Origin of the sequence: Paenibacillus swuensis, from assembly GCF_001644605.1 — a bacterium.
Classification (GTDB): domain Bacteria; phylum Bacillota; class Bacilli; order Paenibacillales; family DY6; genus Paenibacillus_N; species Paenibacillus_N swuensis.
Genome location: NZ_CP011388.1, coordinates 2,035,487 through 2,048,480, shown reverse-complemented (window position 1 = coordinate 2,048,480; position 12,994 = coordinate 2,035,487). Strand labels below are relative to the sequence as shown.

The window sequence follows — 12,994 nt, the reverse complement described above, 5'->3', positions numbered from 1 at the left end:
TGCGTCATCATGGAACAGGAAGGGCGAAAAGTACCGGGATCAGGCTCGGTCGTACGCAGCGCGTCTTATAATACGATAACCCGCGTAGTCAGTGCTTTTTTCGGATACGTCAACCTGGTGTTGGTGGCCCGCATTCTCGATATTAATGATTTCGGGATTTACAGCTTTATCATCAATTTGCTAGCCATCGCTTACATTTTTGCCAATGTGGGCATGGAGAACACGCTGCTGGTACTGCTGCCCAAGCGAAGAGAAGGCGGCGTGTTCCGGGACAGCAACGGCACACTCGTTACAGCTCTGGCTTACACGTTCGGCGCATCGTTATTGATCCTCGCGGGGTTGTGGCTCGCATCGCCTTATCTTGGCGGCATGTTCGAAAGTTCCAGTTCCATCCGGATGTTCTTCTACATCATGCTGGCGTCCATCCCGTTTCAGGCGGTGGTGGTCTACTCCAGGGTTGTGAATCAGGCGAATTTCCAATTCCTTCGCTCGACGTTCCCGGAGAATGTCATTCGCCCGGTCAGTTTCTTCCTGATGCTGTGCGCGTTCCTTCTCTGGTTCAGGGATTCCGGCGAACTCGTCCTGTGGGGCTATCTGGCCAGTTTCGTGCTCGCATGTCTGTTTGCCGGAGCTTGGGTGATGTCCTCAACGAAGCTGTCGTTTCGCCGGAAGGATGTACGGCATGATGTCGAAGTGATCAAGCTGGCGCCGCAGTTCATGTCCATCCAGATGCTGAACCAGATTGCGCCGTTTGTCGTCACCTTGATCATGGGACTTTACCTGGCGGCCGAATTTCTCGGTTACTTCAGGGCATCGCAACAAACGGCGGCCCTAATCGCCTTTACGCTTCGCTCGCTGGAGATGGTGTTCGCGCCAATGATCGCAACGATGTATCTGACGAAGGACATGGATGCGATCAGCCGGTTGTATAAGAGCATCACAAAGTGGATTTTCGCGACAGGCGGCTGGATTTCCATTGTAGCCATTATCGGTGCGGAACTGATCATGAGCGCGTTCGGCGAGCAATTCGCCACAGCGGCCTACGCGCTGCAATTGCTGGCGGTAGCTCAGTTGATCAACGCCGCTTCAGGCTCTTGCGAGTACTTGCTGATGATGACAGGCAGTCAGAAAATCGTAGTCTACACAACGATTGGCCAGGTTGCTTTAGTCACGGCACTAAGCCTGACGCTCATTCCTCTGTGGGGATTGCTGGGCGCCGTGCTTGCTGTAGCTCTCGGCATCATTTTCTTCAAGGTAACCTTGATTGCCATTGTGTATAAGAAGTTAGGATTTACGCCGTTCTCCCGAACTTACTGGGGCACATTGGGTGCCATTGCGGTATCCTTCGCAGCTACTTACGGGGTATATCAGGTTGTGGGTTCAGAAGAATTCCTGTTGTCGCTTGTTGCATTATCAGTTACCTCGGCCATCACATTTGTTCCCGCCTTTTGGCGGTATGGGCTGTCGGCTGAGGAGAAAGCCAACGTGTACACGAAATTGAAACGCAAAACTATGAAACCGTCAAGGAGTGGATAGAGATGAAAATCATACTGTTATCAGGCGGATCCGGCAGCCGGTTATGGCCTTTGTCCAACGATGCGCGTTCCAAACAGTTCCTAAGAGTACTGGAAACCCCGGAAGGGGATTCGGTGTCCATGGTACAACGCGTATGGGAGCAGATCCGCTCCTGCGGTTTGGGCGGAGAAGCGGTGGTCGCCACCAGCTCCACTCAAGTGGAAATTTTGCGCAGTCAACTGGGTGAAGAGGTTCCTCTGATTGTAGAACCGGATCGCAGAGATACGTTTCCTGCCATTGCCTTAGCTTCTACTTATCTGTATTCGGCACAATCCGTTTCCTTGGATGAAGTTGTTGTAGTTCTTCCGGTGGATCCCTATGTGGAGGATGAATTTTTCTACAAATTGAAGGAGCTGGAGCCGGCGCTGCGTCAGACGGAATCAGACCTTGCGTTGATGGGTGTGTACCCTACATATCCATCCACGAAATACGGTTACATTGTGCCGGAGGAGGGGGAAGAATCCGCCTATCGCAAAGTAGCCCGGTTTGCTGAGAAGCCGGATGACCGTACAGCCCGGATGCTGATGGATAAGAATGCCCTGTGGAACTGCGGCGTGTTCGCCTTCAAGCTGGGATTCATGATTGACACCTTGATTGAGAAGAAAGTGCCGATTCAGTATGAAGAGTTGCTTAAGCATTATGATGTGTTGCCAAAAATCAGCTTTGACTATGAAGTGGTGGAAAAGGTCAACAACATCACGGTTATTCCTTACAGCGGATATTGGAAAGATTTAGGTACGTGGAACACATTAACAGAAGAGATGTCCTCGGACACGCTCGGTGAAGAGGTCCAAGTTCACGAATGCCGCAATACGCATGTACTGAATGAACTGGATATTCCGGTTACGGTCATCGGACTGGATGATGTCATTGTGGCGGCGAGCCCGGACGGCATTCTGGTATCCGCGAAATCGGAGAGCCATAAAGTGAAAGAAATTATGAAGACGAAACAAATTCCTCGATTTGAGGAGAAAAAATGGGGCTGGAGCCGCATTCTCGACACGAAGGAATACAGCGGCGGTTACGGGGTATTAACGAAAAGAATCGGGATTAAAGACGGATGCCACCTCGGTTACAGAATGCATACGGTTGTGGATGAAGTATGGACGGTCGTAAAAGGTGAAGCTGAATTCGTGTATAACGGCAATTACATGAAACTAACCCCGGGGAATGTTGTGCATATCCCGAAGAAAACGCTGCATAGCGTAAAGGCATTGGAAGATCTGGAAATTATCGTTGTCCAGACCGGCATTGCTCACTACAGCGATGAGACGGTAGAACTACATGAAGAGTGGCAGGTAGCCGCTCAGCGTTAGCGGAAGCGAAGCTTCGGACGCATTCGCGAAATCAAGGATGACAGCCCCAAGGTCTGATGGCGATACGCCACCTGAGATCAAGGGGCGTCCTTTTGGATTTATCAAATGCGATACTGGAGGGCATACAACATGATGAAGAAACGTAAACGCGTCAATTCAGGAGCAAAAGCAAGCAAAAGTTCAAGTGTATGGAAACGCTGGGTAATCGGCGGAATTTCAACCATGGCATTATTAGTTTTGTGCGGAGCCGGCTATGTGTACTATCAGCTTCAGTCGATATCCGCAGGGGACATTCTGAATCGGAACAAAGAAGCAGCCGCAAGCGGGGCAACGGGCAATAGCAGCGGAACCGCGGTGCCCAAGCCTCTTACAGGCGCGGTTCATAAGGCGGGGCAGTTAACGGATAAGCCCATCGAAACGCAGGATGCGATGGATGTCGCTTCGATTTTGCTTAAATCGGGATTAAGCTTGAAAGAAATTATGTATTTGCAAGGTAAGGCAACCGACAAGCTGTCCAATGCCAAGAAGTTGGAGATGCGGGAAATGTTGCTGGAAAAGTTGGATGACAATGAAATTACAGCTTTGCGTTCCGTAACTACCAAGTATGGCAAAGGTTTGGTGATTCTGGACCCGAATTATCCTATTGAATTGGTTGGGGTTTATGACGAGAAGGAACGCGCTAAGATCAAGGCGGATCTGGAAAAGAAGAAGCCCGAAGGCGGAACAACCGCAGCAACTTCCATAACCACGGATAAGTCTGGCGCTGATTCATCGAAACAAACCGAAGAGAAGGACCAACACAACGTGGCTTCGTCAGGCAAACCCGAAGGCTCTACAGTGCAAGCTTCAACCAAGCCCGTCAAGCCGACTGCCAAGCCGTCTGGTTCTGGTTCAAAGACCGGGACAACCGCGGGTAAAAAAGCGGCAGACCGTAAATATGAGTCTCAGTTATCATCATTACGTTCCAGTTGCCGCAGCAAGAGCAGCTCGCTGATTGGTCAAATTAAGTCCGAAGCCGGTGGCGGGGGACTGTCAATGAAGAAACTCCAAGGTGAATATTTGCCTAAGATTGCGGCGGCTGAAGGTTCTTGTGACGGCAGATTCGAGTCCATTATGAGCAAGGCGAACAAAGAATATAAGGCGAATGGCTGGAGCACATCTTCTATGGGACGATGGCGCGCAGAGTATAGCGAAGAGAAAAGCAATATGCAAGCAAGCGCAGCAGCACAACTATCCTCTCTCATGAAATAGGTTCCTCCAGCAGGACATTAATGAGGGGGATGATGCCTATATAACACTAGGTAAGCTCACATTGCAACACCATTAAATTAAAGTTGAGGTGATTGGTAAGTGAATCTAAGTAAAAAAGTAGCAGCGTCTTTGTTAACCGTGTGTATGTCAGCGAGTGTTTTAACCGTGGCTCCCCTCGGAGTGAAAGATTTGTCCGTAAAGACAGGCTGGACTAGTGAAGTATCCGCAGCGGCAACATTTATTGATCCGGCCATAACCGCCAAGATGAATGAGATCCGCACGGCGTTGATCGCGAATTCCGTGGATTATCCGCAGGATTTAGTGAATGTCAGAGCGGCGAGAGATCAACTTCGTACGATTGATCCTGCCAAACCAACCGACTTGAATTTAATTAATCCGACATGGAATGTTGTAAAACCGCTGTTTCAACCTGAGGAGTATCAAGCGATTCGGGAAGATATCGTAGGTTTCATTCAGGTGCTTGCCATCACGTATTATGGAGACGGCAGAGAGCTTGAGAGCATTGCCGCCGCGAATCAATTCAATGATACCGCGCGTAAATTTGCGGCGAAAGCCGGAGTTGATCAGAATATCAAGGTCTCCGACTTCGCCGAGTTCATCTTCGGAAACGAGTCTTATACCGGGGTCGAGCCGGTCATCAGACAACAAATCCAAAAACTATCTTTGCCGGAGATCTACGCTCTCCTATCTAATGAATCGGCTAAAAAACAGTTTCTTGTTAGTGTTTTTAAACAAGTACTTAAGCAACCTAATGTAGAGAGCAATGTTGTCGGTAAAGTAATGAAATTCTACGACAGCTATTCCAACAACTGGTTGCCTAGCTTTGTTCAGACGTTTACTAATTTTGAAGCACGAATCCCGAATGGAGTCGCAGCATCCAGAGCGATGATGTTCGCGGTGATCCGTACCGAGTCTGAAATCATCACGAAGAAAACCAGCAGCAACGGAACCCGTGTGGAGTTGGGTTTGAACGTCTCGAATAAAGAAGCCCCGTCGCAATTCGTTGAATGGTCCGTGAAAGCGGGAACGACCCCTACGGCGAAACTGAGCGACAAAGGGATTGTTACCATTGATAAGAAGGCCAAAACCGGTACGGTAACGGTTGTCGCCAAACTCCTTGACCGTACGCTGGCTGAAAGAGCTGTTACGCTAACGAATGAGAAACCGGGACAAGGCGAAGAGAAGCCTACTTATGAGGAGATTCTTGCTCAAATCAACGAATTGGCCAAACAGCTCAGCAAAGATCTGAAAGCAGCCAAAACAAGAGAAGAGCGCGTACAAATCTATCTTGCTTATTATGCTAAATTACAAGCATTATTGGATCAGTTAAAAGATTAAGTTCAAGTTGTCCCAAAGGCTGAGCCCCGCTCAGTCTTTTTTGTCTTTAAATAAACGCCGCATGTCGCCCAAGCCCGTCATCATAAATTAAAAGATAGACGGAAAGACGGAAGGGCTGAAGGGCATCGTGAATATTGAGGCAGCAGTGGAGCAATCCATAAAAGGCTACGTAAGCCGAATCATGCACTTACAGCAAGCCGACGGGACATGGCGCCTTTGTTTCGACAACGGCACATCAACGTCGGCTTACTTCTTAATTTTACTGAAAATGCTCGACTATCCCAATGAGAAACTGTTGCGGCAGTTGCATCAAACCATACTGAACCTGCAGCATGCGGATGGATATTGGCAGTTGTATCCGGGTGAGAAAGGAAACTTGTCCGCTACCGTCGATGCCTATTACGCTTTGCTCGTGTCCGGGTACAGTAAACCGACCGATGCCTCCTTGGTTCAGGCCAAAGAGTACATCATGCGGGCAGGGGGACTCGGCAACGTAACCAATGTCCTTTCCAAAGTGATGCTCGCTGTAACCGGTCAAGTCGCCTGGCCATTGTCGGTTTCCATTCCTCTCGAGATCTTGTTGTTACCCCCGGCGGGTCCACTGCATTTCGGGCAATTTTCTTCCTACGCTCGAGTGCATCTTGCCCCTATTTTGCTGCTGTCGAACAAGAAGTTTATCATAAAGTCCCCTTATCCACTCCAATTGCGGGAGCCTGCGGGTTCCATTCCCAGGGAAGACGAGTTGGACGAAGACTACGCATTGCAATTCCTGAATTCTATTTCAAAGTTTCAGAACGCCGATTCCAGAGAAATCCCATTCCTTTCATCCTTAAAATACGGGATCTACCAACTTCAAGGTCTCCCGGAACAGCTTCATCAATCGGCCGTAACGAAAGCGGAGCAATATATGTTAGAGCGAATCGAGCCGGACGGTACCTTGTACAGTTACGCAACTTCGACCATCCTCATGATCTTCGCCTTGATGTCGCTGGGTTATGCGAAAGATGATCCTCGGATCTCCAAAGCGATTGAAGGGTTGAAGAGCATGTTGTATGACACAGAGGTCGGGCTCATACTTCAGAATTCTCCTTCCACGGTGTGGGATACAGCTTTACTTTCTCATGCACTGCAACAAGCCGGAGTCAGCCGCTTCGATAACACGCTGGTTCGCGCGAACGCCTACCTGTTGTCCAAACAACAGCATAAGCTTGGCGATTGGGCCCAGGAGGTGAGCACACCTGTAGCAGGAGGATGGGGATTCTCCGATTCCAACACCATACACCCGGACGTCGATGATACAACGGCGGCTCTAAGAGCATTGAAGTCGGGAACATCGGATTCTCCAGAGCGGTTGGAGGCCTGGAACAGAGGATTACAATGGATTTTCTCCATGCAAAATAAGGACGGCGGGTGGCCCGCTTTTGAACGGAACCGAACAAATAAATGGCTTGAATACGTTCCTATAGACGGCGCCAAATCAGCGGCAATTGATCCTTCCACCGCGGATCTGACCGGTAGAACGCTGGAATTTCTCGGGGAGACCTGCGGTTTGGATCTGCGGCATGCCTTCGTGAAACGCGGGATTCACTGGCTGAAGCAAGCTCAGCGGGAAGACGGTTCTTGGTACGGCCGATGGGGGATTTGCTACATATATGGAACTTGGGCGGCGTTGACAGGATTGGCGGCGGTTGGTGCAGACCGGGAGCAGGCCCCTGTAAGCAAGGCGATTCAATGGTTGCGCGATATTCAGAATAAGGATGGCGGATGGGGAGAATCGTGCCGCAGTGATGTGAAGAGGGAATACGCGGCTTTGGGCAGCAGTACTCTCTCCCATACGGCGTGGACTCTGGATGCGCTCATTTCCTATGCCGACACCCCATCGCTCGAAATAACGACTGGACTGCGGTGTTTGCTTGCGCTCATGGACCAAGGTGGCGATGCGACAGCGTACCCGACCGGCGCGGGATTGCCGGGGAACTTTTATATCCGCTATGAGAGTTATAACTACATTTGGCCGCTGATTACGTTGGTGAAGTATCGGGATAAGTTTGGCTGATGCTTTAAAAATAAATTGACATTATTTGTATAAATATGGTAACCTAATATAAATGCAAGTAATTTAATCGGAAAAGTATGATATAAAGAGAAACCGAATAATAGGATGCGAATATACTCGAATATTGCGTCTACCGGATCACCGGAGACTTCCTCTTTCATGGCCGTGATTGCGGAGGTCTCTTTTGTTTTATTCGGACCAAATCTATCATACGAACCGGAGGTGTCTACCATTAATATTGATAATATCGAAGCTTTCGTATACATCATCCATTATGGAAGTTATACCAAAGCAGCCGATATCCTGTTCTTATCACAACCGTCGGTAAGCGCAAGGATTCAGTCCTTGGAGCGCGAGTTGAACTGTAAGCTATTCGACCGCATTGGCAAACAAATTCAGATAACGGAAGAAGGGAAGAGGTTTTTGCCCTACGCGCAACAGATCTTGATGACTTATCAAAAGGGCAGACTTCATGTCAATCAGAAGAAATCATTGCCGGAAGAACTTAAAATCGGGTGTACGGTCTCGGTGGCCAACTATACGATTCCAGGTGTCCTTTCAAGGCTGAAGCCCATGTTTCCAAACACCCATTTTAAACTCGTTACAGGCACAACCGACGATATGATAGGCAAGGTCGTCAACAAAGAGGTCGATATCGGATTTGTCCGTAACATAAGCCATCCCATTTTGCAATCTACCCCGTTCTATGAGGACCCTATTCGATTGTATGTCTACGAGGAACATCCGTTTCTGTCCATGGATAAGGTCACGATTGAGGATATAGCCGCGGAGCCGCTGGTATTTTTTGAATGCGGAGCATTAGATTGGCTGCGAGTACACCGGATGTTCGGAAACCTAGATTATCCCCCGAATATCCAGTACCTTACGGATAATTCAGAGACAGCCAAGAAACTGGTCATGTTGAAGTCGGGCATCAGCTTCCTGCCCAGCCTATGCGCTCAAGAGGAAGTAAGAAGCGGGAAGCTTGTACCGGTTCGATTGCAAGAATCGGAAATCATAAGCTTGCAGACGAACATCGTGTCTTGTCATGGAAAGCATACCCCCTTTATCGAAGCGATGATGCGTATAGGCAAAGAGTTGTATGACAAAAGAAATCATATTGAATTGTTATATAAATAGATTGAATTTCTCTATTATCCATATGCGAAACAAGATGCTACAGTTAGTTCAACTCATAATTCATACTTAACAAGTAGGAATAATGGCATTAAATTAAAAAAACATGGAGGTCTTTACAATGAAAAAGTTTACGTTAGTTATTTTCACGCTTGCTTTGGCTCTTCTTACTTCTGCATGCGGCAGCAACACCAATGAATCCGCAAGCGTCAAAGCGGACAGCTTAACCGCGAACGGCAAAGCGGAGGGTGAAACCGCCAAGAAAATTATCGTAGGTACGGCGAACGACTTTGAACAAGTCGCATTCCTTGATGATAAAGGCAATTTGACCGGCTTTGATGTAGAACTGATTCGCGAAATCGACAAAAGGCTGGAAGCATATGAATTCGAGTTTCAAACGTTAGAGTTCTCAAACATTTTACTTAGTCTTGAGACCAAGAAAGTTGATATCGCCGCTCACCTTTTCGAGAAAAACCCGGAGCGTGAACAAAAATTTGATTTTAATCAAGAGCCGTACGCGTATTGGCGGAACAAAATCATCGTAGCATCGGATAACGCCGATCCGATCAAGTCACTGGACGACTTGCAAGGCAAGAAGGTACTCATAGGTCCAACCAGCGCACAGGCTCAGTTGTTGGAAAACTATAACAAGGAGAATGAGAAAGATATTGATATCGTCTACCAGCAGAACGACGCTAACGACGAAGTGCTGCAGATTACGTCTGGGCGGGCGTATGCCACTCTTGGCGCCGACTTCCTGCTCCCGATCAAAGATCCGCAAGGAAAACTCAAGACGGTAGGGGAACCTCTGAACGAAGGCAACATCCAATACGTGTTTCGCAAGGACGATCCGGAATCCAAGAAGCTGGCTGAAGCGATCGATACTACAATTAAAGAGCTAAAAGCGGATGGTACGTTGAAAAAAATCAGCGAAGAATGGCTTGGCCAAGATTTCTCGAAATAACAGGTCGTAAGCAGCATGCGAGTACGGCTGGAGGAGTGAAAACAAACCGATGGGTCAACACCAATTTGAGATTGCCTACGTATTCGAATATTTGTACAGATTGCTTCCGTCCTTGAAGGTTACGCTTCTAATCGTAGGAAGCTCCATAGGTATTGGAACTCTGGTCGGGCTTCTCGTTGCGCTACCCCAGTTATACCGCATTCCGATCCTGAGGAGGCTTTCACAACTGTACGTCTCGTTTTTTCGAGGCACACCAATTCTTATTCAACTATTCCTATTTTACTATGGTATTCCTGAAGTGCTTAAGCTGGTTCAACTCGACGTTACGAGAACACCTGCGTTGGTGTTCGTTATTCTTACCTATTCTCTTCATAGCGGCGCGTACATTGCAGAACTCATCCGCGGAGCGGTTGCGGCGGTGGACCGCGGGCAAGTGGAGGCTGCATACGCTGTCGGGATGAACGGATATCAGGCATTCAGCCGGATCGTCCTTCCGCAAGCGATGTCGATCTCCGTTCCGGTATTCGGCAATATCGTCATCGGCAATCTGAAGGACACGTCGCTTGCCTTCACGCTCGGTATTATGGACATTACAGGGAAAGCCCAAACGATGGGGACACTTTCACAACGATTTATCGAAATCTATATCTCTCTCGCGGCGCTGTATTTCATCATCAGCTTTGCACTGCAGAAGCTGTTCGACCGGATCGAGATGAGGCTTCTGCGCCATGAGCCGCTAGCTGCGGGTTTAACGAAAGACCCTTCGCCAACCCTATCGTTTCTCCGTAAAAGGACCGTATTGAAATGGCGAAGCAAGGAGGCGCAGTAATGAAGATTGATTTATCCTTCATAGGGTCGGCGCTGGTTCAATTGCTGTCAGCCATTCCGACCACGCTTGCCATTACCGCGGTTTCCGTCTTATGCGGACTTGTCATCGGCTCTGCCGTAGCCTTGATAAGAATCAACAAAGTACCCTTTTTGAATGCTGCCGCTGTCGGTTATGTCACCCTAATCCGGGGCACACCCATGTTAACCCATCTGCTGCTGGTGTATTTCGGACTTCCCCTTGTCATTGATGCCGTATGCGTGCATTTCGACTGGTCTTTCCGTTCGGTGTCGATCCCGATGATCGGATTTGCCTTGATCGCATTCTCCATCACAGCGGGTGCCTATTTATCCGAAGTCGTGCGCTCGGGTATGCTTGCGGTCGACAAGGGTCAGATCGAAGCGGCTTATTCGGTCGGAATGACAACGTCCCAAGCGATACGCAGAATTGTATTCCCGCAGGCATTCGCCATTATGCTGCCCAATCTGTCCAATAGCACGATCAGCATGCTCCACGGCTCTACGCTGGTATTCACCGTTTCGGTCGTTGACATTAACGCCAAATCGCAGATTATAGCCTCTTCTAACTGGAAGTTTTTTGAATCCTACATCGCTGCCGCGCTCATCTATTGGGGGCTGACGTTGTTCATTGAGCGTTTGACCGCAATAGCTGAGAAGCGAATCCAGATTTACAACCGGGGAGGCGTAACATGATCAAGCTTTCTAAGATCAAAAAATCATATGGGCGGCAGCAAGTGCTGCATGGGATCGACCTGACCGTCGAGAAAGGAGATGTCGTCGCCATATTGGGTCCCAGCGGCTCAGGCAAGACGACATTGCTTCGGTGCATCAATTATTTGGAGAGGCCAAGCGACGGGGAAATCTCAATTGACGGTTTAGTAGTTCAATGCAATCGTCCGACTAAAGCGGGCATCTATAACTTGCGCAAAAAAACAGCCATGGTGTTTCAACAATATAACCTGTTCCGGCACAAAACGGCGCTGGAGAACGTCATGGAGGGGCTCCTGGTCGTACATAAACTGCCTAAGGAACAGGCGAGGGTTCGGAGTGTAGAGCAGCTTAAGAAAGTAGGACTTGGGGATAAACTGGACGCCTATCCGAGCCAGTTGTCAGGTGGGCAACAGCAGAGAGTGGGTATCGCTCGGGCGCTGGCGCTGGGTCCTAAAGTTATTCTCTTTGACGAGCCAACCTCCTCGCTTGATCCAGAGCTTGTAGGGGAAGTGCTTTCCGTCATACGCAAGATTGCGAAAGAAGGCATTACAATGATCATCGTTACTCATGAGATGGGATTTGCTCAAGATGTGGCGAATGATGTGGTCTTTATGGATAACGGAACGATTGTGGAGCAGGGAAAGCCGGGTGACATCTTCCGATCGCCGAAGGAGGAGAGAACGAAGCAATTCCTGAAGAGATTCGCTCCGGAGAGCACGTATTCCATATGAACGCAAGGAGTAGATATCAATGGCATTGAAGCTTGGCATATTGGACCAAAGCATCATATTCCCTGGACAGACGGCTGCAGAAGCGCTGCATAACACGGTCAAGTTAGCCAAATTGGCGGAATCGCTTGGTTATGAGCGGTTCTGGGTGTCGGAACACCATGATTCGGAACGTCTGGCAGGATCGTCCCCCGAGGTACTCATCGCTTATTTGCTTGCCCAGACGGAATCGATACGGATCGGTTCGGGCGGCGTAATGCTTCAGCATTACCAGCCCTATAAGGTTGCCGAGAATTTCAATGTACTGGCAACGCTGGCACCGGGAAGGGTCGAGCTTGGCATTGGACGCGCGCCGGGAGGGTTGCCGCGGTCTACGCGCGCTTTGCAGACGGCGAATAGCGATAAGCTGGAGCAGAAGTTGACGGCGTTACAACTCTTCCTAAGAGGACCGCTGAGCGAAGATCATTCGCTGGCCGGCCTGCTGGCAAGCCCGTTGCCCAGCCATCCTGCGGATATCTTTTTGCTTGGCACAAGCGTGGCCAGCGCCGAACTTGCGGCCGAAAGAGGTTTGCCTTACGTGTTCGCTCTATTCATTAACAACGATCCTGCCGCAGCACGGCAAGCTTTCGAAACGTATCGCACGAAATTCAACCGCAGCTCGGGAACGCTCCCCAAAGCGATTCTTGCGTTATCCGTCATCGCGGCGGATACGGAAGAAGAAGCATCTGCCATCGCAAGCGATCTCTTAAGCGTTCGTGTTACGCTTGCCGGCGGCAAGACTGTTAACGTAAGCACACTTGAACAGGCGGAAGAGTTCGCAAGGCAAGCAGGGGAGTCCTATACGACCGAAGTGCGTGAAGCCGACGTGACGAAAGGCACGAAAGAGACGGCCCGTGACCGTATATTGGAATTAAGCGAACAATATGGCGTTGAAGAATTCGTGTTTACAACGGTGGTCGGCGATTACGAGAAACGGGCGCGTTCACTTATTTTGCTGAAAGAAGCCTTTGAGGAATTGGCCGTTACGTGAGGAGTGATGAAAGCTAGGGAG

11 protein-coding genes are annotated in these 12,994 nt (G+C 49.3%); all 11 read left to right on the top strand.

All coding sequences use genetic code 11. The features are described from left to right. The first annotated feature begins 9 nt into the window (after positions 1-9). On the top strand, positions 10-1,536 hold the full coding sequence (locus SY83_RS08970) for a lipopolysaccharide biosynthesis protein (protein ID WP_068605933.1): 1,527 nt from the start codon (positions 10-12) through the stop codon (positions 1,534-1,536). 2 nt (positions 1,537-1,538) lie between these two features. Beyond that, positions 1,539-2,891, top strand: coding sequence for a sugar phosphate nucleotidyltransferase (locus tag SY83_RS08965; protein WP_068605932.1), 1,353 nt, complete (start codon positions 1,539-1,541; stop codon positions 2,889-2,891). A gap of 129 nt (positions 2,892-3,020) precedes the next feature. Further along, a complete protein-coding gene (locus SY83_RS08960; protein ID WP_068605931.1) occupies positions 3,021-4,142 on the top strand; it encodes a hypothetical protein in 1,122 nt (373 codons plus the stop codon). A gap of 144 nt (positions 4,143-4,286) precedes the next feature. Then, positions 4,287-5,501, top strand: coding sequence for a hypothetical protein (locus SY83_RS08955; RefSeq protein WP_197480007.1), 1,215 nt, complete (start codon positions 4,287-4,289; stop codon positions 5,499-5,501). 127 nt (positions 5,502-5,628) lie between these two features. Beyond that, complete coding sequence (gene shc, locus SY83_RS08950) at positions 5,629-7,557, top strand: squalene--hopene cyclase (RefSeq protein WP_331709999.1); 1,929 nt, start codon at positions 5,629-5,631, stop codon at positions 7,555-7,557. Between the two features lie 159 nt (positions 7,558-7,716). Next, positions 7,717-8,697, top strand: coding sequence for a LysR family transcriptional regulator (locus SY83_RS08945; protein ID WP_331709998.1), 981 nt, complete (start codon positions 7,717-7,719; stop codon positions 8,695-8,697). A 118-nt stretch (positions 8,698-8,815) separates the two neighbouring features. Further along, the gene (locus tag SY83_RS08940; RefSeq protein WP_068605929.1) at positions 8,816-9,658 is read left to right on the top strand and encodes a transporter substrate-binding domain-containing protein; all 843 of its coding nucleotides are present in this window, start codon (positions 8,816-8,818) and stop codon (positions 9,656-9,658) included. 49 nt (positions 9,659-9,707) lie between these two features. Next, positions 9,708-10,487, top strand: coding sequence for an amino acid ABC transporter permease (locus SY83_RS08935; RefSeq protein WP_068605928.1), 780 nt, complete (start codon positions 9,708-9,710; stop codon positions 10,485-10,487). Continuing rightward, positions 10,487-11,197, top strand: a complete 711-nt coding sequence (locus tag SY83_RS08930) for an amino acid ABC transporter permease (RefSeq protein WP_068605927.1) — start codon at positions 10,487-10,489, stop codon at positions 11,195-11,197. Before SY83_RS08935 ends, SY83_RS08930 begins: the two co-directional genes overlap by 1 nt. After that, the gene (locus tag SY83_RS08925) at positions 11,194-11,946 is read left to right on the top strand and encodes an amino acid ABC transporter ATP-binding protein (protein WP_068605926.1); all 753 of its coding nucleotides are present in this window, start codon (positions 11,194-11,196) and stop codon (positions 11,944-11,946) included. Before SY83_RS08930 ends, SY83_RS08925 begins: the two co-directional genes overlap by 4 nt. Positions 11,947-11,965: 19 nt before the next feature. Next, positions 11,966-12,973 carry an LLM class flavin-dependent oxidoreductase gene (locus SY83_RS08920; RefSeq protein ID WP_068605925.1) on the top strand — a complete coding sequence of 336 codons (1,008 nt, stop codon included), beginning with the start codon at positions 11,966-11,968 and terminating at the stop codon, positions 12,971-12,973. Positions 12,974-12,994 lie beyond the last annotated feature (21 nt).

Excerpts from the sequence above, each read along its gene's own strand:
- SY83_RS08970 (WP_068605933.1), top strand. The coding sequence starts at position 10 with ATGGAACAGGAAGGGCGAAAAGTACCGGGATCAGGCTCGGTCGTACGC.
- SY83_RS08965 (WP_068605932.1), top strand. The coding sequence starts at position 1,539 with ATGAAAATCATACTGTTATCAGGCGGATCCGGCAGCCGGTTATGGCCT.
- SY83_RS08960 (WP_068605931.1), top strand. The coding sequence starts at position 3,021 with ATGATGAAGAAACGTAAACGCGTCAATTCAGGAGCAAAAGCAAGCAAA.
- SY83_RS08955 (WP_197480007.1), top strand. The coding sequence starts at position 4,287 with ATGTCAGCGAGTGTTTTAACCGTGGCTCCCCTCGGAGTGAAAGATTTG.
- SY83_RS08945 (WP_331709998.1), top strand. The coding sequence starts at position 7,717 with ATGGCCGTGATTGCGGAGGTCTCTTTTGTTTTATTCGGACCAAATCTA.
- SY83_RS08940 (WP_068605929.1), top strand. The coding sequence starts at position 8,816 with ATGAAAAAGTTTACGTTAGTTATTTTCACGCTTGCTTTGGCTCTTCTT.
- SY83_RS08935 (WP_068605928.1), top strand. The coding sequence starts at position 9,708 with ATGGGTCAACACCAATTTGAGATTGCCTACGTATTCGAATATTTGTAC.
- SY83_RS08930 (WP_068605927.1), top strand. The coding sequence starts at position 10,487 with ATGAAGATTGATTTATCCTTCATAGGGTCGGCGCTGGTTCAATTGCTG.
- SY83_RS08925 (WP_068605926.1), top strand. The coding sequence starts at position 11,194 with ATGATCAAGCTTTCTAAGATCAAAAAATCATATGGGCGGCAGCAAGTG.
- SY83_RS08920 (WP_068605925.1), top strand. The coding sequence starts at position 11,966 with ATGGCATTGAAGCTTGGCATATTGGACCAAAGCATCATATTCCCTGGA.